This window comes from Streptomyces sp. NPDC050743 (genome assembly GCF_044456925.1).
Lineage (GTDB): Bacteria > Actinomycetota > Actinomycetes > Streptomycetales > Streptomycetaceae > Streptomyces.
The window spans coordinates 1-24,895 of sequence record NZ_JBITGJ010000102.1; the positions used below are offsets into that span (position 1 = coordinate 1).

Consider the following 24,895-nt stretch of genomic DNA (forward strand, 5'->3'; position numbering starts at 1 on the left):
CTTCAGCACTCCGAAGGGTCGCGGGTGGCCGTGCCTGTCGGCAGGAGAACGATGAACCCCGACAAGAAATGATCTTGCCGGGGTTTAATCTCAAGATCAGAAGCGATTCCCAAACCGAAGGACACGGCTGCCGCTCGAACTTCCTCGCGTACCAGCCTCGTTCGGATGATCGCCCCGCGGTCCGCAGGACAAGAGCAAGGGTGCGAGATGGGCCGGGTGCCAACGCCGCGTCGGGGTCACCGCCCTGGCCGGGGACTCCTCCCCTAACCTGTGCCTGTGACCAAGAGATCCGCTCCGCACAAACCGCCGTTCGAACGCCCCGACGAGCGGCGGCTTGCGGTCTGGACGGACTTCCTCCTCGGTCACAGCCGGATCATGGCCACACTGGAACAGGAACTCCAGCAGATGCACGGCATGTCCATGGCCGAGTATGACGTGCTCCACCACCTGGCCCAGGCGCCCGGCCGGCGCATGCGGATGAGCGAGGTCTCCCAGGCCCTCCTGTACACCACCAGCGGCACCACTCGCCTGCTGGACCGGATGACCGCCGCCGGGCTGGTGGACCGCCAGCCCTCACCGCAGGATCGCAGGGTCGTCCACGCGGTCCTCACCCGCAAAGGACTCGCCCTGCTGCGCGAGGCGTCCGTCACCCACCTCGACGGGGTGCAGCGGCATTTCGGGGCACTGCTGCCCGATACGGAACTCGACGCCGTACAGAGCTTTATGGCCCGGCTGCCCTCTGCCCCGGAGCCTGAAGCAAGCGACTGACCCCAGGCATTGTCGGACCGGGTTGGACGAGTGGCGCGCTTTGAGGCTGCGGGTCCGGCTCCCGCGTCCCGGACAGTGGGATGCGGGAGCCTGACCGTGCGGATCGGGAAGGACGGCCGGGCAGCTGTCAGCCGTGAAAGGCCGGGTACGCCCGCCCCACCGCTTCCGGCATCGGCGTCGGCGATGTCCCTTCGCCGAAGGGGCGGCCGCCCAACGCCTCACGTCCGTGCGGAGTGGACCAACCGGTCAGGTCCGGGCCCTCGGGCACGATGCCAAGCGGGTTGATCTCCGTGTGCACCCGGTGGTAATGCTCCTTGATGTGGCCGAAGTCGACCGTGTCGCCGAACCCGGGGGTCTGGAAGAGGTCCCGCGTGTAGGCCCACAGGACCGGCATCTCGGTCAGCTTGTTCCGGTTGCACTTGAAGTGGCCGTGGTACGCGGCGTCGAAGCGGACCAGGGTCGTGAACAGTCGGATATCCGCCTCGGTGATGGTGTCGCCCACGAGGTACCGGCGCGTCTCCAGCCGCTCCGACAACTGGTCGAGCCGGGTGAACAGCTTCCCGTACGCCTTGGCGTACGCCGCCTGGTTCTGTGCGAAACCGGCCTCGTAGACGGCGTTGTTGACGTCGCGGAAGACCGCCTCGTTGACCTCGTCGATCTCTTCCCGCAGGTGCTCCGGATACAGGTCGGGGGCGCCGGGCCGCTGGTGGTCCTTCCACTGCGTGGCCAGGTCCAGGGTGATCTGCGGGTAGTCGTTGGTCACCAGCTTGCCGCTGGGGATGTCCACGACCGCCGGGACGCTCACCCCGCCCGTGTAGCCCGGTTCGGCCGCCTGGTACGCCTCGTACAGGTAGCGGATGCCGAGCACGGGGTCGCGGTCCCCGGAATCCAGGGTGAACCGCCAGCTCTTCTCGTCCTGGATGGGGTCGGTGACACCCACGGAGATCGCCGACTCCAGACCCAGAAGCCGCCGTGTCACCAGCGCGCGGCTGGCCCAGGGGCAGGCGAGGTTGACGACGAGCCGGTAGCGGCCCGCCTCGACCGGCCACGGGGAGGAGCCGTCGGCGGTGATCCGGTCGTCGAAGTGACTGGAGGAGCGGACGAACTCGCCGTCCTCCGTGGTGGTGATGCTCGTCATGATGGCCTCGTCCCGGTAGGTGGTCAGTGTCCGGCGGGGATGGGGCCGAACGCCCCGCGCTGGTAGTCCTCGATCGCCTGGACCACCTCGGCACGGTTGTTCATCACGAACGGCCCGTAGGCGAAGGCCGGCTCCTCGATGGGCAGCCCGGAGTACATCACGACCTCGGCGTCGGAGGTCGCGCGCACCTCGATCCCGGTGAGGCCCGGGTCGCCCGGCGGGAACCAGGCGGTGTGGGAACCCTCCACCGGCATCCTGTCCGGGCCGACCAGAACCGACCCGGAGACGACGTAGAGGAACCCGTTGTGGTCGCCGGGGATCTCGTGGACGAAGCTCCCGCCCGCCTCGTAGCGAGCGTGCGCCATGGTGGCCGGGTGGGTCAGCCGCGCGTTGCCGCGCACTCCGTTGATCTCGCCGGCGAACACCCGGACCTCCGCTCCGGGGCCGGTCACCACCGGTGCCTCGGCCGCCCGGAGGTTCTGGTACGCGGGCGCGACCATCTTCTTGCTCCTCGGCAGGTTCAGCCAGAGCTGGAGGGTCTGCACCGGTGCACGCTTGTAGGCCAGTTCGGCATGGATCACCCCGCGGCCGGCGGTCACCCACTGGACGTCGCCCCGACCGAGGACTCCGTGGCCGCCCGCGTTGTCGTGGTGCTCCAGGTGGCCGTCGACGACCAGGGTCACGGTCTCGAAACCGCGATGGGGATGCCAGTCGAAGCCGACCTCGGAGAACCACGCCTGGTCCAGGAGGACGAACGGGTCCGACTGCTTGAGGTCCTGCGGCGCGAGGACGAAGGCCGAGTCGTCGACCTGCTCGCTCGGCCCCTTGTGCAGCACGCCGCCGATGCGCTGGGGCGAGCACCTGCGGTCTGTGCTGCTCACCATGTGGGTTGTCTCGGACATGGCCGTCCCTTCTCTTGATGCCAAGTATCTGTTGCAACAACTTCTGCCGTGTCTCCTATTCCGTTCGGGCTCCCGTGTCTCGCGACAGGGTGTGACGGTGGACACTGTGCAGGCGTGCGCGACGCTTTACGGCGGCGCACTCTGGGAGCCGACCCGCTGCCGGAGCCCCTTCCTCGCCACGCGAGAACCATCGGGGCCACGCCCCTGACAAGCAAAAACGCCATCCTCGCAGGCAAGATCACCACCCGGACCCCATGCGGGACGAAGAAGTCAGGGCGTCAAGACATGGCAGTCCGCCCGGCCGCCCCGAACGGGTGAGGCCAGGCCGCCTGGCAGCCGGTGAATGCTCGGGACCAGCGTGAGGCACCTGCTGAGCCTCCTCCAGTGGTACCATACGCCGTATGGAAACTCGACGAAGGGCCCCCCGGGGGACGAGAAAGAGGGACGTACCGCTCACCAGGGACGGCATCTACGCCATGGCGTTGCAGCTCATCGACGCCGACGGGGTGGAGGCGCTCACCATGCGCAAACTCGCGGCCGCGCTCGACGCGAACCCCATGTCGCTGTACCACCACGTACCGAACAAGGACGCCGTGCTGCGCGGCGTTGCCCAGCGCGTCGGCTCACAGTTCCGCGCGGGCGAGCGGGAAGACATTCCCTGGCAGGACCGCCTGCGCGAACTGGCACTGGACTTCCGCGAACTGTCGCTCCGACACCCGAAACTGATGGGTTACTCGTTCGCGCGTCCCGACTACATTCAGCCGGAGGATCCCTTCTGGCAGGGAATCGTCGACATCCTGTCCGCTGCGGGACTGCCGGAGTCGGAGATCCCGCGCACGGCCGCGACCCTGAGCGCAGTGTTCACGGGGCTGCTGGTCGGCGAGCTGACCGGAGCACTGCAGCGCTGGTCCACTTTGCCGCCGGCACCGGCCGGCCCAGACGGGGAAGACCCGTCCCCGCCGTCGCAGGACATGATCGACACGATGTTCGGCTGTGCGCTGGACGCGGCGATCGTCGGCGTGGAGAGCCATGTCGCGCGGATCCGCGAGGGGGCGTGACGGAGAGGGGCGGATCGGCGGCGGCCGGTGCGTGGCCTTGCAATGCCCAGCCGGCCCCACCTGATGCTGCCGCGATCCGAAAGGGACACAGTAGAGGCAGGACAAAGGAAGGTCTCTGCCATGTCCGGAGCCCTGACCCAGCGCACGTCCGCCCGATACCTGCCGATCGCTGATCATGGCCTGATCGGGGATCTGCGCACGGCGGCCCTGGTGGGAACGGACGGGACCATCGACTGGTACTGCTGCCCCTCCTTCGACTCCCCGAGCGTGTTCGCCGCCCTCCTGGACGCGCACCGGGGCGGTTCCTTCGAGCTGTCCCCCGCCGTTCCGGCCGGCAACAAGCAGTTCTACTTCCCCGACACCAATGTGCTGATCACTCGGTTCTTCACCGAGCACGGTCTCGGGGAGATCCAGGACTTCATGCCGGTGGGGGACGCCGCCGACGCCGACCGTCACAGGCTGATCAGGCGCGTGCTGTGCGTCCGCGGACGGATCCCCTTCCGGGCCCACGTGGCCCCCCGGTTCGGCTACGGCGCCCACCCGCACACCGTGCGGATGCTTGGCCAGGCCGCCCTGTTCACGTCCGAGGAGCTATCGCTGACGCTGGCCGCCACGGTGCCGCTGGAGAGCGACGGGTATGACGTGAGTACAGAGTTCGCCCTCGCACAGGGGGAGACGGCGGTCTTCGTCCTCGACCGGGTCGGTGGCGAGACCCCGCCGCGTGATTGCACGTCGGCCGAGGCCGAGTCGGAGTTCACCGCCACGGTCGCCTTCTGGCGGCGCTGGTTGCAGCAGTCACGCTACCGGGGCCGCTGGCGGGAGATGGTGCACCGCTCGGCACTCACCCTCAAGCTGCTCACGTATGTTCCGACCGGCGCCATCGTGGCAGCGCCCACCACGAGCCTGCCCGAACAGCTCGGTGGCGGACGCAACTGGGACTACCGCTACACGTGGATCCGCGACTCGGCGTTCGCCGTCTATGCGCTGCTCAGGCTCGGCTTCACCGAGGAGGCCGAGGCGTTCATCCGCTTCCTCACCCACCACATCGACCGGCGCCCGGGCCCCTCCGGACCACTGCAGATCATGTACGGCATCGACGGTCGCGCCGACATGCCCGAGTGCGAGCTCTCCCACCTGGAGGGCTACCGCGGCTCGGCGCCCGTTCGGATCGGCAACGACGCCGCCGCTCAGCTGCAGCTCGACATCTACGGCGCCCTGCTCGACTCCGCGTACCTCTACGACATGTGGGGCCAGCCCCTGACCAGCGGCCAGTGGCGCGCGGCGTGCGAGCTGGTGGACTGGGTCTGCGAGCACTGGGACCAGCCGGACGAGGGTGTGTGGGAGACCCGCGGAGGACGCAAGAAGTTCGTCTACTCCCGCCTCATGTGCTGGGTGGCCATCGACCGCGCCATGCGCATCGCCCTGCACCGCGGCCTCCCCGCCGAGCTCTACCGCTGGGGCCCGGTCCGGGACACGATCTACTGGCGGATCATGGACCATGGCTGGTCGCCCACCCGGCAGGCGTTCGTACAGTACGAGGGCGGCGAGGTACTGGACGCGGCACTGCTGATGATGCCGCTGACCAGGTTCATCGCTCCCCACGACCCCGTGTGGCTGTCCACCCTCGATGCCCTCGGCAACGAACTGGTCTCCGACTCCCTGGTCTGGCGCTACAACCCCGAGGCGAGCCCCGACGGCCTTGAAGGCGACGAGGGCACCTTCTCCATCTGCTCCTTCTGGTACGTCGAGGCACTCACCCGCGCCGGACGCCTGGACGAAGCGCGCCTGGCCTTCGAGAAGATGCTCACCTATGCCAACCATGTCGGCCTGTACGCCGAGGAGATCAGTCACACGGGTGAGCAGTTGGGCAATTTTCCTCAGGCCTTCACTCACCTGGCCCTCATCAGCGCCGCCTTCAACCTTGACCGCGCTCTGGGTTGACCCGCCACAGCCACAGCCGGTCCGGCTTCAGGCTTGGTTGGACGTAGCGGGCCGCATCCGTGAAGCGGTCGCCGTGCCCCCGGCCGCGGTATCCGGTCCAGCAGTAGTGCCAGCCGCGGTTCCCGTCCCAGCAGTAGCCCTCTTCGACGTTGCGCAGGTAGCGACGCCGTTGTCCCAGCGGTAGTCGTCGGCCTTGACGCTGACGACCGAGCGCTGAGCGTGCGTGGATACGGAAGTCTGGACTTCCATACATCGCATGGAGCGCGAGCGCCCAGGGTGGACGGCGGTGCAGGGGACTCTCGCTCACGCGGGCCGGAGTCAAAGCAATCCGGCTCCGGCCCGCCCGCCTCAACAGGCTTTCAGAAGCAGCAGAGCGGTGTCGTCGGAACGATCGCCCGCCGGCTGGGCATGAGCGACAAGGGTGTCGGCGATGTTGTCCAGCGGGCCGGTGGCTTCGGAGAGGACTGCCGCCAGGCCGGTGAGGGCGGTGTCGTGGTCCGTGCCGGGGGTTTCGATGAGTCCGTCGGTGTAGAGGACCAGGAGGGTGCCCGGCGGCAGCGGGATGTCCGCGGTGGGGTACTCCGCCGCGGGGTCGACGCCCAACAGAGGACCTGGCGGTGCTGCCAGGATGTCGGTGTGCAGGTCGGGGCGGCGCAGCAGGGGCGGGCAGTGGCCCGCAGTGGACAACTGGGCTATGTGGCGGACCGGATCGACGTGCGCGTACAGGCAGCTGGCGAGCAGGCCGGGGTCGAGGTCGTTGAACAAGTGATTGGTGCGAGCCAGGACTTCGCCCGAGGTTGCGCCCGCTACGGCGTAGGCGTGGACCGCGGTGCGCACCTCGCCCATCAGGCCCGCGGCGCTGACACCGTGGCCCTGCACGTCTCCGATGACGGCGGCGGCCTCGGTGTCCGACAGGCGGATCAGGTCGTAGAAGTCGCCGCCCACCTCCATGCCGTGGCTGGCGGGCAGATAGCGGGCGGCCACGTCCAGGCCGTGCATCGCCGGCAGAGTACGGGGCAAGAGGCCGGCCTGGAGGCCCTCCGCTAGCTGGTGCTTCGCGTCGTACTGCCGCGCTCGGTCCAGGGACTGGGAGATCAGGGCACTGATGGCGGTGAGGATGGCGCGCTCCTGCAACGTGAAGGAGCGGGGTCGCCGGTAGCCGACCACGCAGACTCCGAAGTACTGTCCGGAGGCCATGAGCGGCAGCCATGCCCACGCACCCAGATCGTCGTCGATGGCCGCGCTCTCGGGATAAACCGCACGGAGCTCGGCCCGGTCGGCGAAGAAGGACGGCACCCCCTGGGTCAGCCCCCACAACGGTGCCCCGGTGGTCAGCCCTGGGAGCGGCAGGTCGGAGGCGAGGGGGGCGTGGTCGACCAGGTCGACCAGCTCAGGGCTGAAGCCATGGTGGCCGACGACCCGTACCCGGCCCGCCTCCGCGACCAGCAAGGCGAAGGCCTGCGCGTGCAGGGCGACCAGAAGGTGGCCGGCCACCAGGTCCACGACCTCGTCGACGGACGCCGCCGCGGCCAGGCCGCCGGAGAGCCGCATCATGTGGTAGTGGGCGTCAAGGCCAGCGGAGCCGGGCGCCGGCCCGGCACCGACGGCCAGTTCATCCGGGCTGTGGGTGGCGTCGATAGCAGCGGATATACGCAGGCTCAAACCGGTGCGGTCCGGGTACAGCTGGAACAGCAGCTCTCCGCCGGTACGAGGCTGTCTCACCGTGAAGGACGTCGGGAGCTGGCTCACGAGTGCGGCCTGGCACCGCAGTCGGTACGGCGCGGGAGACAGCCACGGCACGGCTTCCCACACCCGGGCGCCCAGCAGACGCGGGATGCTCTCGCCCAGCAGATCGGCCGCGGTGTGGTCGACGAAGGTGATCCGCCCCCGCATGTCGAGTCGGCACGCCCCTTCGGGAAGAGCGGCTACGAAGTCCGCTGCGGCCCGAGCGTGAGCCGGTGCCGAGGGATACGCGGGCGCCGGCGGCAGCAGACGCGCCGCAAGCCCGGGCTGCAAGCTGTGCCCGGCCTCGGCGGCGTCCCGCAGGAGCACGGCGATACAGCGGGCCGCGGTGGTCAACCGGCCCTGTGCGCGCGTATCCGGCGCGGGCGATTTCCGAGAGAACAGCACCAGCACGGCGCCCCACACGCGGGAGCCGGCCACGAGCGGGGCCGCCGCGACGGCGCCCACGAACGGGAAAGTCAGGGCCAGCTGGGGATAACGACAGGCGAACTCTTCACCGGAACCGACCCACACCGGATGCCGCTGCAGAATCGCTTCGGCGAGTGGGCTGTCGGCTACGCCAGCCACCTGTAGGCGACGCAGCAGACCGACGAACCCGGTGGGCATCCCGACGCTCGCGTCGAGGACCAGGACCTCACCGCCGGGCTCGAGCAGGAAGAGCGCCCCCGCGTGCGCACCCATGCCGGCCACCGTCCAGGCCACTGTCTGATCCAGCAGCTCCCGGACGGCAGCGGGTTGCAGGTCCTCGCCACTGGCCATCCGCTGCGCTCGCTTCGCGGAGTCGTCCGCCTCTCTGCATGATAGGCGGGGCGATGCGGGTTTACTGCCTCCTGCGAAGCCATGGATGGCCAGGGAGGTCCCCCGCCCCCACGATGATGCTGCCCGGGCGGAGCCACGGCGTGGGCTGCTGCGGTAAGGAGCGGCTGGCCGAGCACCCGATGTGACACGGGTGTAGCAAGGAAGAGGGACCCCGTACGCCTCAGATCGTCGTGGACCTCACCTGCTGCCAGGGTCACGCACAGTGCGTTTTCCTCGTGCCGGAGGTGTTCCAGCTGCACGGGGAGGAGGCGCCTGCTGTACGGCCCAGCCGCTGTCGAGGATCAGCTGGAGCGCGTACGCCAAGCCGCGGCGGCGTGCCCGGTCCACGCCATCCTCCTCGATGAGGAGGTGAGCGGTGGTGCCCGGTGATCCGCGGCATGGCCGTATCGTCATCGTCGGCGCGTCGCTGGCCGGGCTGACGGCCGCGGAGGCGCTGCGCGAGGAGGTCTTCACCTGCTCTGCGAGCGGTACGCAGTCGTCCCCGGTCCGCCACCGCGCGGCGCGCGGTCGGACCTTGTGGCTCGTCACGCGGCAGCGGGAAGGAGGCCCCGGGCAACTTCGCGGGCCTCGGCCGGGGAGAGCCCGAGCATGTGCAGGAGCATCTCGGCCATGGTGCCTGCGGCCTGCTCGATATCGGCCTCGGGCTTGCTGAACCACAGCTCCAGAAGCGCCAGCAGGCTGCCGTTGAGCGTGGACAGGGCGATGCCCGGGTCGAGTACCGTGAAGCGGCCTGCGGCGATGCCCTGTTCCAGGTCGCGCCTGGCACGGGGAGCCAGTCCGCTGCCGGCGCATATGCGGCCGAGCTCGCTGTGGCACAGGATCCGCATGATCTCCGGGTGCGACTCGGCCAGGAGCGCGCTGAGCCGCAGACCCCCGGCGAGGCGTTCGGCGGGATCGTCGACGCCGTACAGGCATTGGTCGATGGCTTGGGCGAACTCCTCCATTGCATCGTGGACGGCCGCATCGAACAGCTCCGGCTTGGAGCCGAAGTGGTTGTAGAAGGAGCCGAACCCGACGTCCGCGCGCTCCGCGATGGCCCGGATGCTGGCGCTGGTGTCGCCGGACTCCGCCAGGATCTCCCGCGCCGCGCGGACGAGTGCCTGCCGGGTCTCGGTGCGACGGCGTTCGAATCGATTGCCGAGTGGAACTGACATGGGCACGCTCCCCAGATAGCAGCAGTTCTGACAATTTCCTCATTGCATTGACAGGCCCGGCCGCCCCACGGTCGACACCCCCTCAGCCTGGGGTGGCCCCGTCTGCATATGTGATTGTTTGATCAATTCTGCGATTCCCTTGACGATGAAGCTGTCATGGGTGATGCTTTCATCAGAAATAGCCTAACATAGACAGAGATGTCGTGGTTGTAGTCCTTAGCGACTATATGGGCGAATTACCCCACCTCCGGCACGCCACAAGGAGGGTCGGTCTGAGCCCTGATTCGACACACCGTGCTCGCCTGCCGCCGCTGCCGTCCCGCGGATCGGCGTACCACACCGCACGCCATCACTGCCCGAACCCACGCGCAGGAAGGGATGAACCGCAATGAATACGAATCAATCGAAACTCGTCGAGCCGGTGAGGCCGAGCGAGGCACCCGACGCGGCGATAGCCATGATCGATGCGGAGGGGACGGTGGTCGGGTGGACGCAGGCCGCCCAGCAGTTGGTCGGATACTCCGCCAGGGATGTGGTGGGCCGGTCCGCGGCACACGTACTGCGGCCCTTCGATGACGCCAAGAGGGCCACATCGGTCGCCGAGCAGTGCCGTGCCCAAGGCGGCTGGTCCGGCACCATGACGGTCCGCCACCGCGACGGCCATACGCTCACCTTGACTCTGCGGGTCTCGTTGCTGTGGGGAGAGAACGGGAGCCATCGGTGGCTGGTATCGGTGACCGACATAGGCGCGCTCTCCTCGGGAGCGGTGAACGGATTGCTTCGCGAGTCGCTGCTCACCCACGCACCGATCGGCATCGTCGTTCGTGACCTGCAGCTGCGCTGCAGGTGGGTGAACGACGCCGTGGAGCACCACGACGGAATTCCTCGTGACCGCCGATTCGGACGCCGCCTGAAGGACTCGCTGCCCGGTTTTGAGGCCGAAGCGCTCGAGGTGGTGATGCGGCAGGTGCTGGAGAGCGGCGCCACCATGGTCCACGAGTACCGGGCATGGCCGCCGGCGGACAGGCGCCGGGAGCGCGTGTTCTCGGCCTCGTTCTTCTGCCTCGAGGACGCGGACGGCACGGCACTGGGGGTGTGCTCCATGAGCGTGGACGTCACCGGCAACCGACGGGCACGCGAACGCCTTGCCATCCTCAGCGAAGCCAGCACGCGTATCGGCAGCACCCTCGACGTCATGCAGACCGGCCAGGAACTGGCCGCCCTCACCGTGCCCCTGCTGGCCGACCACGCCCTCGTCGACCTCGTGGAGTCGGTTCCCTTCGGCGTGGAGCCCTCGACACCGATCGGCACGACGAGCGGCCGCACCCCACTGCTCCGCCGTGCCGGTCTGGCCACCATCGACCCACATGTCCCGGAGTTGCCGTGGGTGCGAGAAGAGGTGATCCACGTCCACCCGGCTTCGTCCTTCGCCCACGTGCTGCGCACGGGCAGGTCTCACCTGGTACCGGTGCTGGACATGGACGCTCATCTCGGCCCGTGGGTCCACCACGACCCCACGCGAGCGCAGAAGGTCCGTGACAGCGGGGTCCACTCCTTGATGGTCGTACCCATCCGGGCGCGGCGCTGCGTGCTGGGACTGGCGCTTTTCAGCCGCTCCGAGGAGCCGAAGCCGTTCCAGGAGGACGACCTGCTGCTCGCCGAGGAACTCGTCACCCGGGCCGCGCTGTGCCTGGACAACGCCCTGCAGTACGCGCGCGAACGCGCCGCAGCCCTCACCCTCCAGCGCGACCTGCTCCCCCACCGTGTCCGAGGCGGCGCCGCCGTCGAGGTGGCCTCGCGCTACGTGCCGGCCGACATGGACCACGGCGTGGGAGGCGACTGGTTCGATGTGATCGAGCTGTCCGGCGCCCGGGTGGCCCTGGTCGTCGGCGATGTAGTCGGACATGGCATCAACGCAGCGGCGACCATGGGCAGACTCCGCACCGCCGTGCGAACGCTCGCGGACCTGGATCTGCCCCCCGACGAACTGCTGGCGCACCTCGACGACACGGTCCAGCGGCTGAACGACGAGAACGGGGTTTACGACGACGCCCCCGACCAGGTCCCCGCGGTGGTGGGCGCCACCTGTCTGTACGCCGTCTATGACCCGGTCACCCGGCGGTGCGCGATGGCGCGGGCCGGGCACCCCCCGCCCGCGATCATCGACCCGCAGGGTCATGCCGCCTTCCCCGACATGCCCGCCGGTGCCCCGCTCGGCCTCGGCCTCGGGATGCTCGCCTTCGAGTCCGTGGAACTGGAACTGCCCGAAGGAAGTGTCCTCGCCTTCTACACCGACGGCCTGGTCGAGTCCCGCGACGACGACCTCGATGTCGGCATGGGCCGCCTGGGCGCGGCCTTGGCACAATCGGGCCGTTCCCTGGAGGACCTGTGCTCGGAAGTGGTCGAGACCTTGCCGGCACGGACGCACTCCGACGACGTCACCTTGCTCCTTGCGCGGACCCGCGCACTTCAGCCGGCCCGGGTCGCGTCCTGGGATCTGCCGAACGAGCCAGCCGCGGTTCGCACCGCTCGGCGCCTGGTCTCCTGTCAGCTCAGCACATGGGGGATGGAGCATCTCAAGGCCACCGTAGAGCTGATCGTCAGCGAACTGGTCACCAATGCCATCCGCTACGGCGGCGGTCCGGTCCGCCTACGGCTCATCCAACATCAGGTTTTGACCTGCGAGGTCTCCGACACCAGCACCAGCCACCCACGCCCTCGGCATCCGAGCGCTTTCGACGAGAACGGTCGCGGTCTCGTCCTCATCGCTCACCTGTCCCGCAGGTGGGGCTCGCGCTCCGCCTCGGACGGCAAGGTCGTCTGGGCCGAACAGGACCTGGCCCCCACAGTCGCCACACGGTGACGCTTCGAGCGGCGGCACTGGCCACCCGGCTGGTCAGCAACCGCCCGAGGATGCCGATCTGCTGGCACGCGGTCTCCGAAAAAGAAGGTACGAACATGGGCACCGAAGACGTCAAGAACAACGATTCGCCGCATGAAGGCCAAGGGCCGAGGCTCATGCCAGGTCCTGGCGCAAACGACAGGCCGTACCCGTTCGACGGCGTGGCAGCCGCCGTGCTCGATCACCGGGGCACGGTGCTGCGGTGGACGGGGACCGCAAAACACCTGACGGGGTTCCCGGCCGAAGAGGTGTGCGGCCGCCCCATACAGGACCTGGTGACCGAACTCCCCGACGAACTGCGCGCTGTCGCGGAGATGCCGGCATGCGGCCAGGCGCGGCTGCGGCACCGGTCCGGCGGCACCATCGATGTCACCTTCCGGATCTCTGCGATGGAAGGCCCCGCGGAGTTCCTTGTCCTGGCGGCGCCTGCCCACCACGTCGTCCACCACGAGCAGGGCGCAGCACTCCTGCGCGCACTGTCCTCACAGAGCCGGGTCACCATCGCTCTGCACGACACGGATCTGACCACGGTGCAGACGAACGCCACGCTGGACACTCCCGACGGCCATCGAGTACAGCCCGGTACTCGGCTGTGCGACGTGCTCTGTGCCGAGGATGCAGAGAACCTCGAGGCAGTACTGCGCCAGGTGCTGCAGACGGGCGCCCCGGTGATCCGCAGGAGCCAGCACGTGAGCTGGCGGCACGATCCGGAGCAGCGGCGGGCCCTGTCGCTGTCCGCCTTCCGTCTGGAGGACGCGCGAGGACGTCCCGCAGGGGTCGCGGCCCTGTACGTTGACAGCCCCGATGTGCGGGCTCGCCGTCATCTGGACCTCACCCGTGAGGTGGCCGAGCGTGTGGGAGGTTTCCTGGACGTCGTGCGCACCGCACGAGCACTTGCGGACGTGCTCGTGCCCGCTTTCGGGGATCTCGTCACCGTCGACCTTGCACAGTCCGTGTTCGACGGGGAGGAGCCGCCGAAGCAGCTGGGCGGTGGAGATCTCGGTCTGCGCACCGCGGCCCTGGCGCCGGCCGGGGCGGTGTGGACTGCCCGTACGGAGCGCGGCGATCTCTTCCCGCCGTTTCCCCATCACCCGCTCCTGCGCGGCTTCCAGCTGGGCGAGACCCTCGTCCTCGGCGCGGACGACTACGGTGCTGCACTCGGCGATCCGCAACTCGTCGAATTCGTCATCCCGCAAGGAGGCCACTCGGTGCTGGTGGCACCGTTGCACGCCCGCGGCCTCACACTCGGCTGCATATCGATCTGGCGCTGCGGCCGGTCCGAACCGTTCACCGAGGACGAAGCGAATCTCATGACGCAGATCGCCTCGGGGGCGGCGCTCGCCGTCGACAACGCCCGCCGTTACACGCGGGAACACCGGGCGGCCGTGGCGCTGCAGCAGCGCCTTCTTCCGCCGGCCACGACCGACACTGCGGCCGCCGAGACCGCCGGTATCTATCTGGCCACAGGCGGCGGAGCGGAAATCCGCGGCGACTGGTACGACGCCATCGCCCTGCCTTCTCTCCGGCTGGCCCTCGTCGCCGGGGACGTCATCGGCCACGGCATGGCCGCAACCGCCACCATGGGCCGTCTGCGCACCGCCATCCAGACCCTCGCCGACCTCGAACTCGAACCGGACGAGCTACTCACCCGAATCGCGGACCTGGTCCAGCGCCTCGTGGCCGAAGCCCCACCCGACCACCACGACGTCCTCGGCGCCACATGCCTGTACGCGGTCTACGACCCGATCACCCGGCGCTGCACCATGGCCAGTGCCGGACACCCGCCACCCGTCCTGGTCCGGCCCGACGGGACCGCCGAGACCGTCGACATCTGCCCCGGGCCGCCACTCGCCATAGGCGGCATGCCGTACGAGACCACCACGATCGAGATCGAGCCGGGCAGCGTCCTCGCGCTCTGCACCGACGGCCTGATCCAACGGAGCGACCGCGACATCGACCAAGGGCTCCAGTGCCTGGAGGACGCCCTCGCCGCGTCCTGCCGTCCGGACCGCGCTCTGGACGCGACCAGCCGGGCCGTCCTCGCCAACCTGCGGAACCAGACGCGGCGCGACGAGGCCACCCTGCTGTTGGCCCGCACCCGCGCCGTGCCGGCGGAGGACACCGCTCACTGGGAGATCCCGGCCGATCCGGCCGCCGTCTCCCAGGCCCGTGCATGGGCAACCCGCCAACTCACCAGGTGGGGGCTGGAAGACCTCGTCTTCACCACCGAGCTCATCGTCAGCGAACTGGTGACCAACGCGATCCGCTACGGCCGACTGCCGGCGGAGCTGCGGCTGATCCGCCACAATGTTCTGGTTTGCGAGGTCACCGACTCCAACAGCACGCAGCCCCGCCTGCGCCGTGCCTGCACCACCGATGAGGGAGGGCGCGGCCTGTTTCTCGTCGCCCAATTCGCCGAGCGCTGGGGCTGCCGCCATGGTCAGAACCGCAAGACGATCTGGGCCGAGCAGCCCATTGAGCGCTCGTGCTGATGGGAGCTTGTTCGTAGCTGTGAGGTGGTACGGCAGCGGATGACGGTGCAACATCCACTCACGTTGCTTCGGTACCTGGTTGGAGGATCCGTAGGAACAGTCGTCCTGACCTGGCAAAACATGATCCGCGAGTCTCCGGCGGCTCACCGACGTTCCCCGCGGGCGCCCGCGGCGCCCACCTGTGCTCCGTCAGGGCGACGGAGTCGGCTTCCGGCGCTGAGCAAGTCGACGGCGAGCCACCCAAACGCTACTCAAGACCCACATACTGCTCCGCCCAGTCCGTTGCCGAGAAAGCATGCCATCACCTGACGGCGAAAGGCGGAGTCTCCGACCTGGGACAACTCCTCGCTGCCTATTCGGCGGCGTCGGACCGGTCGGCGTTCTCGGGGCTGTTGTCTGCCCGCATCGGCAGCCCTAGCCGCCGACCGCCGCGGTGAGCCCAGATGTCACCGAGGACGACTTGGATGATGCCGGTGATGGGAATCGCCAGCAGGGCACCGAGTATCCCGGCGACTTCGGCGGCGATCAGGATGGCCAGCAGCACGGTGAGGGGGTTGAGTTTGACCGTTCTAGACAGGATGACCGGTTGCAGGAGGTGGTTTTCGGCCTGCTGGTAGACGATGAAGAAGACGATGGCTCCGATGCCGGCCGGCAAGGAGTGAACGAACGCTACGGAGGAGGCGACGACAGCCCCTATGGTGGCCCCCACCAAGGGAATGAGGTCGGTCACGGCGACGAAGAGGGCCAGCAGGCCGGCGAACGGCACTCCGGAAACCAGCAGCACCACGTAGGTCAGGAGCCCGCAGATGAGGCTGATCAGCAAGTTTCCGGTCAGGTAGCCGTTGACAGTACGGGCGCACTCGGCTCCGACGCGCCGTATGCGGGCCGCGGGCGCCTCGTCCACGAGCGCCAGGGACCGCTCTATGGCCTTGGGGCCCTCCAACACCATCAGATAGGCCAGGACAAAAATGGTGAGAGCGCCTGTCACGGTGGTCGCAGCGCTGCGGATGAACTTCAAGGCAGGCCTGCTCAGCCCGGTGGCGAACGCGTGAATCTGCGCCTGATGCCGCTGGACATACCGCAGAGCGTGGGTCCGCTCCAGCAGGTCACCGACTGGCCCGCGGCCGGCCCGGGCGTCCCTGATCATCGCGGGCAGACGACCGGCGAACCGGCTTCCCTCCTGAGCCAGGGGGATCACGAACAGGGCGATCACCGCGCCAACGGCCGCGGCCGCAGCCAGAAAGACCAGCAAGGTGGCCACCGACCGTCGACACCGCGGCACCCGTCGCTGCAGCGCCTCGACCACGGGATAAAGGGAGACGGCCAAGAACAACGCGATGACCGCCCAGATCAAGACCCGACGAGCCTGAACCACCAACTCGAGTACGACGTAGGTGGCGAGTACCAGACCGATGGTGGCGAGGATGGTTCGCACCGGAACCGGACGCGTCGCCATGGGCACTGGGTGCCCATCCGCAGTCTCGGGAAACGAGGAGGCCTCCTCGCCCGGCGAGACGTGATCTCCCGACGTTGTCACACGTGCCGGCCTCTGAAACGGGCTGCGTCAAGTCTCCGCCAACCGATATGGGAGTAGGTGGACCAACCAGCGGATGCCTCGGCCGTCCCCCACGGATCGCCGCCGAGGCGGCCGAGTCCGGCCACGGCGCTGGCACCAACCGCTGGGAGGCCGATCACGCCTTGCGCATTGGCCGCCTCGAACGGCTGGCGCTGGGGAAGGCCCCGAGCTCTCATCTGTACGCCGCGGCTGAAGTGGGCACCACGGTAGGAGATCGTCCCCATGTTGGTCAGCACCTGAACGTCTCGACCGAGCAGGCCACGGAGCACTTCAAGGGCTTGCCGCTCATCACCCCAGGCGCTGGCCTGGTGGCTGATGCCGTGCAGTGGGAGCGGTAGCGAACCCTCTGTGTGAGCGTGCTTTCGTGGCTCATCCACATCCTGATCCGTGGACCGTCCGACCCCGGGGCACGCAGGATGGGAGAGGCGGGGGTCCGGCGGCGGCGGTGGACGCGTTGCGGGGACCCGTCCATGGCATGGTGGATCAACGACGGTGGCGGGTCGACCACCTACGTCCCAGGTGCGGATGCTCAGGCCCCGCTGCAAGCTGGTGCCGTAGGCCGCAACTTCGAAGGAAGTGTCATGGTGGCGGTGGCCACACGTGGGACCGCGGAGCGTCGGCCCGGTGGGGGACGGCGGCGCCGCCAGCTGCGGGTGTGATCGCGGCAGCCCCGCTGTCGCCTGTGATGTGCGCCGGGGTTTTGGCGGACGGGGTCGCCGAGGGGCGACGCATCTTCGCCAACACGATCAAGTACGTCCTGATGGGCACGTCCAGCAATTTCGGCAACATGTTCAGCGCGGCCGGACCCTCGCTGTTCCTGCCATTCCTGCCGATGCTGCCGTCCTAGATCCTGCTCAACAACCTGTTGTACGACACCAGTCAGCTCGCCATCCCCACCGACGAGGTCGACGAGGAGCAGGTGCGGCGGCCCGCGCACTGGGACATCGCCCTCATCCGGCGGTTCATGATCTGTTTCGGGCCGATCAGCTCCCTGTTCGACTTCGTCACCTTCGCCGTGATGCTGGGCGTCTTCCACGCCGACGCCGCCCAGTTCCACACCGGCTGGTTCGTGGAGTCCCTCGCCACACAGACCCTGGTGATCTTCGCCATCCGCACCCGCCGCATGCCGTTCTGGCGCAGTCGTCCCAGCCTGCCTCTGACACTGACCGCGCTGGGAGTCGTCGCCCTCGGCGCCGCCCTGCCGACCACTCCCTCGCGAATGTCCTCGGCTTCCAGCCCCTACCGCCAGCCTTCTTCGCCGCGGTAGCCGCCATGGTCGTCGTCTACCTGCTCCTCGTCGAGCTCGGCAAACGGATCTTCTACCGGACCCCACAGTCACCCGCTCGCCCCGAACCCACTCGTGGCCACCGGCATTTGCGCCGCCGCGCAGCACGGTTCAGCACCGTCACTCGCCTGCCGCACCGGCAAGCCCTCCGCCGTCCGCCGGTGAAGGGTCCGCACCCGACGGGCACGACCGTGTCTCCCCCCTCCCCCGCTCCTCGGACCCCATCTGCCTGATCCGCCGGAATCCCGCATCCGTCCGCCGTGCGACTCGGCATTTTCCGGCTGGTCGGGCTTCTACGGCCGACGCAGTCGGTGATCCTCCCTCGCAAGGCAGACCCAACAGACGCATGCTCGCCGAGCCTGCCCGTGTCACTCGAGCCGCTCATACGCTATTCGCGCTTTTTGTGGCCGGGACGGGGAGGAGTTCGACGCGGTACTCGTACCCCAAGGCCTCAGCAGTCTTTGAGTGGCTCCTTGAGCCAGCAGCCCGAGCAGGAATGCCCAGCGCGCTGGGTCCCTGATCCGCGCAGCTCCGACGCCGCCGCCGTGGTGGTCACATCGTGGACGACTTCTCCACTCCTCTGACTCGGGCGGTACGTGAGTACGGCCCTGGTGAGCCAATACCCGAGAACGCCCCCGCCAGCCGATCAGTGCTGGGGGTGCGCACGCGCGTGGAACAGAGGGCGCCGCTGGGTGGCCGTGCCGGGAGCGAGATGGCCGATCTCGACGCGTGTCCTGATAGCGCGGACCACCTCGGTCAGGCCCAGAACTATGGCCATGACGCCCACCACCAGTGTGAGTGTCGCGATGGATGCGAACGGCATGATGATCATCACGATGCCGGCCATAGTGCCGATGATGCCGAAGGCCACGTGCCAGCCGCGCGCCGGCATGGCCTGATCGGAGGCCGCGGCAACCGTCTCCAGAGTGCCCCGCAGAAGCCAGCTGAAGCCGATCCACAGGGCGAGCAGAAAGATCGACTCGAGGGTGCCCCTGAAGCAGATCAGTCCCAGCAGGATGGAGGCCGCGCCGGTGATGAAGTGCAGTACGCGAAGGTGCCGGGGGACGTGGGTGCCGAACGCGGCGGCGAGTTGGAAGACACCGGTGGCCAGCAGGTAGACGCCGAAGAGCACGCCGACGACGCGAAGCGTCTCGCCCGGCCAGACCAGGGCGATGACGCCCAGGGCGATGGTGGCGAGGCCCATGGTGAGCAGGAACTGCCAGCCCAGGTTCGCCAGTGCGGCCATGCCTTCGGCCAGGGGGCCCTCTTGCGGCTCGGTGCCGCGGGGGGGAACGGGGCCGGAGGAATGTGAGGGAGCTGTCATGGCACTTGCCTCCGTCTCGGAGCAGCGTCGTCGCAATCCGTACACTTCCATCGTCACCCGATCGGCCTCATGCTGCTCGGTGGGGAGGGTCGAGGGTTCGGGGCGCATGAGGTTTCCACGAACAACCTGGTCCGGCCTGCTCACCGGGAGACACCCTCGGCGGGAGCCCAGGGTGGATTTCCCCGGGCCGCCCCACTCCCGCGGCCACAGCACATGTCCTGCTGTCCCGTTCGGGTTGACACGTCGGTACTCACGCGCGGGGGGTGATGACGGCCCGTCCTTGGATCTTGCCCTCGTGCAGGAGCTGGTAGGCCTCGCCGGCGCGTTGCAAGGGGAAGTGCTCGACCAGCATCTTGATCTTGTCCTGCTGGGCGAGGGTGATCACTTCCATGAGTTCGGGGAGGGAGCCCCAGTAGGGCGAGGCGACCGAGCACTCGTGCGGCGGGCTGGAGAAGTCGACGGGCAGGGCTCCTCCGCCGAGGCCGACGATGGTCAGGTGGCCGAGCGTCCTGGCCACCTGTGCAGCCATCCGCAGGGTCGGGTCTATGCCGACCATGTCCAGCACGAGCTGAGCGCCCTGCTGCGCCGTGATGTCCTTGATGCGCGCGATCGTCTCGTCGCCCGAGAGCAGTGCCTCGTCGGCCCCCATGCGCTTGGCGGTTTCCAGTTTGCCGACGTCGGTGTCCACGGCGACGACGGTGGTCGCCGCGCTGAGCGCGCGCAGAATCTGGATGGTCATCTGGCCCAGGCCGCCGGCCCCGATCACGACGGCGGTCGCGCCCGGTCCCAGCAGGTGCAGCGACCGTCTGACAGCGTGATAGCTGGTCAGTCCGGCGTCGCTGAGCGGGGCGGCCTGGCGAGGGTCGAGGGTGCCCAGCGCAATGAGGTAGCGCGCCGCCGGGACCAGCAGGTACTCGGCCATGCCGCCGTCGTGACCGCCTCCCAGGCCCGGTCCCTGACCACCGAGGTCCTGGCAGTAGTTCTCCCGGCCCTGACGGCAGTTGGCGCACACCCCACAGCCCCAGGAGCCGTAAACAATCACGGGGTCTCCCGGCGCGAACCCGGTGACACCCGGCCCCAGTCGCTCCACCCACCCCGCGTTCTCATGGCCGAGCGTGAAGGGCGGATGCGTGAAGCCGGGCAGCGGTGCGGGTGCCTGCATGATGTGCAGATCGGAGTGGCAGGCACCGGCACCCCCGACCTTCACCAAGACCTGCCCCGGCCCGGGCTCGGGCACCGGCACCTCGCGCAGCTCGGGCGGCTGTCCCCAGCCGACGAGTTGAAAAGCCCGCATAGCGATCCTTTACACACCGGGTCAGTCGCGGATGCCGTCGATGTCGACCAGGACGTGGCGCGGGCCGCGGAAGATCTGGTTGTGCCGGTACGGCGGCGGGTCCTCGACGAGCCGGGGGTTCTGCACCCGGCGGACGAACTCACCGACCGCGACCTGGACCTCAAGCCGGGCGAGCGGGGCGCCGAAGCAGAAGTGGATGCCCTGACTGAATCCGAGGTGCTGGTTGTCGGGGCGTTCGAGGTCGAGTTCGTCGGGGTCGGTGAACCGTTCCGGGTCGCGGTTCGCCGAGCCGTACGCCAGGAAGATCGGCGCCCCCTTCGGAATGGTGGTGCCGGCGATGTCGATGTCTTCCACGGCGGAGCGGGTGTGCCAGAACTGCACCGACGACTCGAAGCGCAGCAGTTCCTCCACCCCGGGCACGATCAGCTCGGGGCGGCGGCGCAGCTTCTCCAGCGCGTCGGGGTGGCGCAGCAGGGTGAGGACGCTGTGGGCGATGAGATTGACCGTGGTTTCGTGTCCCGCGAAGATCAGGAGCAGGGCGTTGCTCACGAGCACGCCCTTGGACATCCGTCCCTCCGGGCCGTCCTCGTTCACCATCGCCGAGAGCATGCCCGGGCCGGGCTGCCGGGCGTACCGGTCGAGCAGATCGGCTGCGAACTGCCCGAACTCCCCCACGGCCTGGCGGCCCCCGGCCTGCCGATTCCGGATCTCTTCGGAGGCGGCTTCGGGACCGAAGTCCAAAGCGTCCAGGGCCGTCTCCACCCATTGGTGGAAGCGTGACTCGTCCTCCATCGGCACGCCGAGAATCTTGCAGATCACCGTCACCGGCAAGGGATAGGCGAACTCGTCGACGGCATCGATCCGGGTCTTGCCCCTCATGTCGTCCAGGAGACCATCGACGATGCGGCGGATCTCGGGCTCCAGGTCGGAGATAGCGTGAGGTGCGTGGGGCGGGCCGACGAAATGCGGCACCATCATCCGGCGGTCCCGATCGTGCTCGGGCGGATCGCAGGTGATGATGTTCGGCTCGGTCAGCACCGCCCTGATCGGCTCGGCCACCGGCTCCGCCGAGCCCTCCGTCCCGGCCGCGGCCGGGACGGGACGCTTTCGTAGATCCGAACTGACACGGGGGTCGTGCAGCAGCGCGACGATCTCCCGGTAGGTGCTGACGACATAGGTTCCGTCCGGCTGCCGCGCCACCGGTGTCTTGCGCAGTTCCTCGTAGAAGGGATACGGATTGGCGCGGTTGGCATAGCGGAGGGCCTGCTGCCAGGGGGTTTCCTCGACCATGAGACGCCCCTTCCTTCCTGTTGTGCTGTTCGCACGCTCGACCCGGCGGGCGTCAGCGTCGGCGAGGCAGGAACTCGGCCGTCCGCTCGCTCGGGGCATGGCCGGTCAGGACGACGTCGGGGATCGCCGTCGGGACGCCGGGTTCCGGGAACTCGGCCGGGATCGGCTTCATGTCGTCGGGCCGGTCCCAGCCCGGCGGCGGAGGCGGGAACGGACCAGATCGCTCGATCAGCCTCGCGTAGTGCTCCAGCCACTTGCCGTGATCGAAGGTGACGGCGGCGACAATGCGGCCCCTGTGACCGTAGGCGGCGGCGAAACGGCGTTCCTTGACGGATCCCTGCGTGAAGACGATCTCGTCGCCGAAAGGCGGCACGCCGACGGACTTGATGTTGACGCCGAACTGACCAGACCAGAAGCCGGGCAGCAGCAGCTGCGGGCGATAGTGGGGCTCGAGGTTCACCATGTTGTGGGCGGCGACCTCGGCGCCGAAAACGGCGTTGTCCCAGTGCTCCATCGCGAGGAACTGGTACTCGTACAGCACGTGCGGCGCACGCGCCACGTCACCTGCCACGAAGATGCTGTCGGTGACCACGCCGTTGATGTCGAAGGCCCGACCGCCGGCGTCGCACCCGACGCCCCAGAAACCGGCCGCCAGCCCGGAGCCCTCCAGCCATTCCACGTTGCGGATCGACCCCAGCGAGGCCACCACCACATCGGCCTCGACGGTGGATCCGTCGGACAGATGCGCACGCCGCACGTGCCCGCCGGAGTCACCCTCCAGTGACGACACGCCCAGCCCGCAGCGCAGGTCCACGCCGTGATCACGCTGCATCTGCGCAGCAATCTCGCCGATCACCCCGCCGAGCGCGCCGACCAGCGGCGCCGAACCCCGCTCGACGACGGTCACCGGGACGTCGAGCTCCCGGCAGACAGAGGCCACTTCCGATCCGATGAACCCGGCGCCGATGACCAGGACCCGCGACGGGGACTCAGCCAATGCCTTCTGCAGCTGCGCAGCATCATCACGCGAGCGAATGGTATGGACCCCATGCAGGGCGGCCTCGACCGGGTTCGGCCACTGGCGTGCGCGGGTGCCCGTGGCGATCAGCAACCGGTCGTACGGGACCTGCTGACCGTCGGCCAGGCGCACCTGCTTGGTGACCCGGTCCAGCCCGGTGGCGGCCACCCCGAGCCGCCAGTCCGCATCCACTTCTCGCATGCGGGGCAGCTTGGTGTGGTCGGCTGGCACCCAGCCCTTGAGTACCTGCTTGGACAGCGGGGGACGGTCGTAGGGCTCGTACGGCTCGTCCCCGATGATGGTCAGAGAACCGGTGAAGCCCTCCTCACGCAGGGTCTCCGCGGCCCGAAGCCCGGCCAGAGAGGCACCCACGATGACAATCCGGCCGCTGGCCCTGAACTCGCGCACCAGCTCTGCGACCGTTGCATGCAAGGTCATGACGTCTCGCCCCGCTCCGCGCCGTCCAAGCGGTCGATGACGATCGCCTGCACGGGGCACGCCGCAGCGGCTCGTTCGACCTGCAGGCGCCGCTCATCATCGGGGTTTGGCTCATATGTGAGCGCCTCTTGACCATTCAACCTGAAGACCTCGTGCGCCAGATACACGCATTGGGCGTATCCCTGGCATCGATTCAGGTCCACGGCGATCCGCATGGGTAGACTCCTTCCGACCTGCCACCCCACCTGGACAGCTCACCCGTCGCCCCGGCCGACGCCACCGGCTGAGCAGCTTCTTCGCCACGGCACTACCTTCACGGTGACGCTTCCTGCTGGTGACCGACAGGATCCGAAGGTCGCAGGCACATCCGATGGCGTCGGCATCGAGGTTCACCCAGCCGTTCCGCCCTAAAAAAATACTCGTCCCGCCTTCCGACGATCGCAAACCCGGTGCCACGGGCGATCTTCAGAGGTGCAACCACCCGGGCCGAGGCGAGGGCCCACCGATTGAACGCCTCCACCGTGGCTGGCATCGCGTCCAGGCCAAATGTTGTGGCCAACTCCTGGAATATCTGCAGCCGTTGAAGGCGGGTGCCGATCCGCGAGGTCCTCGAGCTGCTGGTGCCTGCCGGCTGGCCGCCGGCAACCTACCTGACCGCCTGCGCAGCGTTCCCCGCACAATCTGGCACGCTCCCGGCACGGTCGCGCTCAATCGTGCTGCCTGGCAGGTGCTTGCAAGAGCGGCCATTGTGCTTGCGGTCTTCCCTGGTGTATCGCAACCGGCTTCCCACCCTCTCGCAACCTCTCGCCGCTTCAGCCGAATCCCCACTGTCGTCACTGTGCGCGAACGATTGGTCACACATTTTCCCCAGAGTATCGTGGTACTCGCCAGGGAGCCATGAATGGATACCTCGGATGAACTCCTGCGAGGGGATGACCCTGCGGCTCTGCTGACTCTGGATGGTGTGGTCAGCAGTCTCAACGGTGCGATGGCCACGGCGCTGGGCAGGACGCCGGAGCAGTGCCTGGGACGCAACTTCGGTGATCTGTGGCCTGCCGACCAGAGGTTTTCGGCCGAGAACCTCGTGAGCCATGTCGCCACGGGCAAGACGGTCGCGATGCGGGCGTTGGCATTCTCCGGGCCGGGCGAAGCATCCGTTGTCTGCTTGTTTCGAGGTGCAGCCGGTGAAGGATCCCGCTAGTGGCAAGCGGCTGGTATGGGTGCACGCGCTCGACGCGCGAAACGCCCTCACCAGCCTGCTACTCCCCTTCCGGATGGCGGCGAAAGCCAACAACCTCGCCTTGTGGATGTATGCACCCGATGATCAGCTGTTTGAGTGGATGAGTGGCTCGCCCCCCTCGGTGGAGCTGTATCCACAGGCCACTGCGGCCATGTCCGAGGTCATGTCGCGAGTCCACCCCGAGGACCGGGAGGCGATGCAGCAGTCCCTGGGATTGACCACCTCGCTGCAGCACGGTGATCTCGTGGGCCAGGGCGTCGTCAGCGGCCTGCTTCGCCCGTCGGGTCTTCTCGCCGGCCAGCCACGCGTAGAAGGAGGACCGGGCCGCCTTCAGCAGCCGGCACAACAGAGCAACATGGTGGGTGGTCTTCTCCGCCTCGATGAACGCGTACACCTCGTTCATCGATCGCTCTCCTTCGCGAAGTCGGGTGGCCCGGGGGATTTCACCCCCGGGCTCCCACAGATCCGTACGTGACCGTCTCCGGTCATACGGCTCTTGTCGTCCTGGTCACC

At 68.3% G+C, this 24,895-nt stretch carries 19 protein-coding genes and 1 pseudogene; 10 read left to right on the top strand and 10 right to left on the bottom strand.

What is annotated here, in order from left to right; genetic code table 11:
* The first annotated feature begins 276 nt into the window (after positions 1-276).
* Entirely contained in the window at positions 277-768 is a 492-nt protein-coding gene (locus ACIBJF_RS44120) for a MarR family winged helix-turn-helix transcriptional regulator (RefSeq protein WP_399182890.1), read from the top strand.
* A 127-nt stretch (positions 769-895) separates the two neighbouring features.
* Here ACIBJF_RS44120 and ACIBJF_RS44125 read toward each other — a convergent pair whose 3' ends face one another.
* Both ACIBJF_RS44125 and ACIBJF_RS44130 read right to left on the bottom strand, forming a co-directional pair.
* On the bottom strand, positions 896-1,906 hold the full coding sequence (locus ACIBJF_RS44125; RefSeq protein ID WP_399182892.1) for a glutathione S-transferase family protein: 1,011 nt from the start codon (positions 1,904-1,906) through the stop codon (positions 896-898).
* A 23-nt stretch (positions 1,907-1,929) separates the two neighbouring features.
* Entirely contained in the window at positions 1,930-2,808 is an 879-nt protein-coding gene (locus ACIBJF_RS44130) for a pirin family protein (protein WP_399182894.1), read from the bottom strand.
* 476 nt (positions 2,809-3,284) lie between these two features.
* Here ACIBJF_RS44130 and ACIBJF_RS44135 point away from each other — a divergent pair, with 476 nt between their 5' ends.
* Both ACIBJF_RS44135 and ACIBJF_RS44140 read left to right on the top strand, forming a co-directional pair.
* The gene (locus ACIBJF_RS44135) at positions 3,285-3,866 is read left to right on the top strand and encodes a TetR/AcrR family transcriptional regulator (protein ID WP_399182896.1); all 582 of its coding nucleotides are present in this window, start codon (positions 3,285-3,287) and stop codon (positions 3,864-3,866) included.
* A 120-nt stretch (positions 3,867-3,986) separates the two neighbouring features.
* The gene (locus ACIBJF_RS44140) at positions 3,987-5,807 is read left to right on the top strand and encodes a glycoside hydrolase family 15 protein (protein ID WP_399182898.1); all 1,821 of its coding nucleotides are present in this window, start codon (positions 3,987-3,989) and stop codon (positions 5,805-5,807) included.
* A 348-nt stretch (positions 5,808-6,155) separates the two neighbouring features.
* On the opposite strand, the gene ACIBJF_RS44145 is transcribed toward ACIBJF_RS44140, so the two are convergent.
* Positions 6,156-8,309 carry a SpoIIE family protein phosphatase gene (locus ACIBJF_RS44145; RefSeq protein WP_399182900.1) on the bottom strand — a complete coding sequence of 718 codons (2,154 nt, stop codon included), beginning with the start codon at positions 8,307-8,309 and terminating at the stop codon, positions 6,156-6,158.
* Positions 8,310-8,533: 224 nt separating this feature from the next.
* On the opposite strand from ACIBJF_RS44145, the pseudogene ACIBJF_RS44150 reads away from it, so the two are divergent.
* Positions 8,534-8,738 (top strand): annotated as a pseudogene (locus tag ACIBJF_RS44150) (ferredoxin).
* A gap of 155 nt (positions 8,739-8,893) precedes the next feature.
* On the opposite strand, the gene ACIBJF_RS44155 reads toward ACIBJF_RS44150, so the two are convergent.
* The gene (locus ACIBJF_RS44155; RefSeq protein ID WP_399182902.1) at positions 8,894-9,529 is read right to left on the bottom strand and encodes a TetR family transcriptional regulator; all 636 of its coding nucleotides are present in this window, start codon (positions 9,527-9,529) and stop codon (positions 8,894-8,896) included.
* Between the two features lie 382 nt (positions 9,530-9,911).
* Between ACIBJF_RS44155 and ACIBJF_RS44160 the strand changes: the two genes are divergently transcribed.
* Positions 9,912-12,386: a SpoIIE family protein phosphatase gene (locus tag ACIBJF_RS44160; RefSeq protein ID WP_399182903.1), complete on the top strand. Its 2,475-nt coding sequence runs from the start codon at positions 9,912-9,914 to the stop codon at positions 12,384-12,386.
* A gap of 155 nt (positions 12,387-12,541) precedes the next feature.
* Positions 12,542-14,917, top strand: a complete 2,376-nt coding sequence (locus ACIBJF_RS44165) for a SpoIIE family protein phosphatase (protein WP_399182905.1) — start codon at positions 12,542-12,544, stop codon at positions 14,915-14,917.
* A 352-nt stretch (positions 14,918-15,269) separates the two neighbouring features.
* On the opposite strand, the gene ACIBJF_RS44170 is transcribed toward ACIBJF_RS44165, so the two are convergent.
* A complete protein-coding gene (locus ACIBJF_RS44170; RefSeq protein WP_399182908.1) occupies positions 15,270-16,373 on the bottom strand; it encodes an AI-2E family transporter in 1,104 nt (367 codons plus the stop codon).
* A 775-nt stretch (positions 16,374-17,148) separates the two neighbouring features.
* On the opposite strand from ACIBJF_RS44170, the gene ACIBJF_RS44175 reads away from it, so the two are divergent.
* Complete coding sequence (locus tag ACIBJF_RS44175) at positions 17,149-17,340, top strand: hypothetical protein (protein WP_399182910.1); 192 nt, start codon at positions 17,149-17,151, stop codon at positions 17,338-17,340.
* Positions 17,341-17,358: 18 nt separating this feature from the next.
* Entirely contained in the window at positions 17,359-17,760 is a 402-nt protein-coding gene (locus ACIBJF_RS44180) for a cation transporting ATPase C-terminal domain-containing protein (RefSeq protein WP_399182912.1), read from the top strand.
* A gap of 664 nt (positions 17,761-18,424) precedes the next feature.
* Here ACIBJF_RS44180 and ACIBJF_RS44185 read toward each other — a convergent pair.
* The 5 genes from ACIBJF_RS44185 to ACIBJF_RS44205 all read right to left on the bottom strand — a co-directional run bounded on the left by ACIBJF_RS44185 (position 18,425) and on the right by ACIBJF_RS44205 (position 23,357).
* Entirely contained in the window at positions 18,425-19,102 is a 678-nt protein-coding gene (locus ACIBJF_RS44185; protein ID WP_399182914.1) for an HdeD family acid-resistance protein, read from the bottom strand.
* A gap of 250 nt (positions 19,103-19,352) precedes the next feature.
* Complete coding sequence (locus ACIBJF_RS44190) at positions 19,353-20,396, bottom strand: NAD(P)-dependent alcohol dehydrogenase (RefSeq protein WP_399182916.1); 1,044 nt, start codon at positions 20,394-20,396, stop codon at positions 19,353-19,355.
* 21 nt (positions 20,397-20,417) lie between these two features.
* The gene (locus ACIBJF_RS44195; protein WP_399182918.1) at positions 20,418-21,686 is read right to left on the bottom strand and encodes a cytochrome P450; all 1,269 of its coding nucleotides are present in this window, start codon (positions 21,684-21,686) and stop codon (positions 20,418-20,420) included.
* 52 nt (positions 21,687-21,738) lie between these two features.
* Positions 21,739-23,142 (bottom strand): NAD(P)/FAD-dependent oxidoreductase, encoded by a 1,404-nt coding sequence (locus tag ACIBJF_RS44200; RefSeq protein ID WP_399182920.1) that lies wholly within the window; start codon positions 23,140-23,142, stop codon positions 21,739-21,741.
* The gene (locus ACIBJF_RS44205) at positions 23,139-23,357 is read right to left on the bottom strand and encodes a ferredoxin (RefSeq protein WP_356309676.1); all 219 of its coding nucleotides are present in this window, start codon (positions 23,355-23,357) and stop codon (positions 23,139-23,141) included. Before ACIBJF_RS44205 ends, ACIBJF_RS44200 begins: the two co-directional genes overlap by 4 nt.
* A 686-nt stretch (positions 23,358-24,043) precedes the next feature.
* Here ACIBJF_RS44205 and ACIBJF_RS44210 point away from each other — a divergent pair.
* Together ACIBJF_RS44210 and ACIBJF_RS44215 are read left to right on the top strand one after the other, a co-directional pair.
* A complete protein-coding gene (locus tag ACIBJF_RS44210; RefSeq protein WP_399182923.1) occupies positions 24,044-24,343 on the top strand; it encodes a PAS domain-containing protein in 300 nt (99 codons plus the stop codon).
* Entirely contained in the window at positions 24,327-24,857 is a 531-nt protein-coding gene (locus tag ACIBJF_RS44215; RefSeq protein WP_399182925.1) for a hypothetical protein, read from the top strand. The genes ACIBJF_RS44210 and ACIBJF_RS44215 overlap by 17 nt, the downstream gene beginning before the upstream one ends.
* Positions 24,858-24,895 lie beyond the last annotated feature (38 nt).

What these genes read in the sequence shown, in the direction of transcription:
- ACIBJF_RS44210 (WP_399182923.1), top strand. Translation starts at nt 24,044, where the DNA reads ATGGATACCTCGGATGAACTCCTGCGAGGGGATGACCCTGCGGCTCTG.
- ACIBJF_RS44140 (WP_399182898.1), top strand. Translation starts at nt 3,987, where the DNA reads ATGTCCGGAGCCCTGACCCAGCGCACGTCCGCCCGATACCTGCCGATC.
- ACIBJF_RS44130 (WP_399182894.1), bottom strand. Translation starts at nt 2,808, where the DNA reads ATGTCCGAGACAACCCACATGGTGAGCAGCACAGACCGCAGGTGCTCG.
- ACIBJF_RS44160 (WP_399182903.1), top strand. Translation starts at nt 9,912, where the DNA reads ATGAATACGAATCAATCGAAACTCGTCGAGCCGGTGAGGCCGAGCGAG.
- ACIBJF_RS44195 (WP_399182918.1), bottom strand. Translation starts at nt 21,686, where the DNA reads ATGGTCGAGGAAACCCCCTGGCAGCAGGCCCTCCGCTATGCCAACCGC.
- ACIBJF_RS44200 (WP_399182920.1), bottom strand. Translation starts at nt 23,142, where the DNA reads ATGACCTTGCATGCAACGGTCGCAGAGCTGGTGCGCGAGTTCAGGGCC.
- ACIBJF_RS44205 (WP_356309676.1), bottom strand. Translation starts at nt 23,357, where the DNA reads ATGCGGATCGCCGTGGACCTGAATCGATGCCAGGGATACGCCCAATGC.
- ACIBJF_RS44165 (WP_399182905.1), top strand. Translation starts at nt 12,542, where the DNA reads ATGCCAGGTCCTGGCGCAAACGACAGGCCGTACCCGTTCGACGGCGTG.
- ACIBJF_RS44190 (WP_399182916.1), bottom strand. Translation starts at nt 20,396, where the DNA reads ATGCGGGCTTTTCAACTCGTCGGCTGGGGACAGCCGCCCGAGCTGCGC.
- ACIBJF_RS44135 (WP_399182896.1), top strand. Translation starts at nt 3,285, where the DNA reads ATGGCGTTGCAGCTCATCGACGCCGACGGGGTGGAGGCGCTCACCATG.
- ACIBJF_RS44145 (WP_399182900.1), bottom strand. Translation starts at nt 8,309, where the DNA reads ATGGCCAGTGGCGAGGACCTGCAACCCGCTGCCGTCCGGGAGCTGCTG.
- ACIBJF_RS44170 (WP_399182908.1), bottom strand. Translation starts at nt 16,373, where the DNA reads ATGGCGACGCGTCCGGTTCCGGTGCGAACCATCCTCGCCACCATCGGT.
- ACIBJF_RS44185 (WP_399182914.1), bottom strand. Translation starts at nt 19,102, where the DNA reads ATGACAGCTCCCTCACATTCCTCCGGCCCCGTTCCCCCCCGCGGCACC.
- ACIBJF_RS44125 (WP_399182892.1), bottom strand. Translation starts at nt 1,906, where the DNA reads ATGACGAGCATCACCACCACGGAGGACGGCGAGTTCGTCCGCTCCTCC.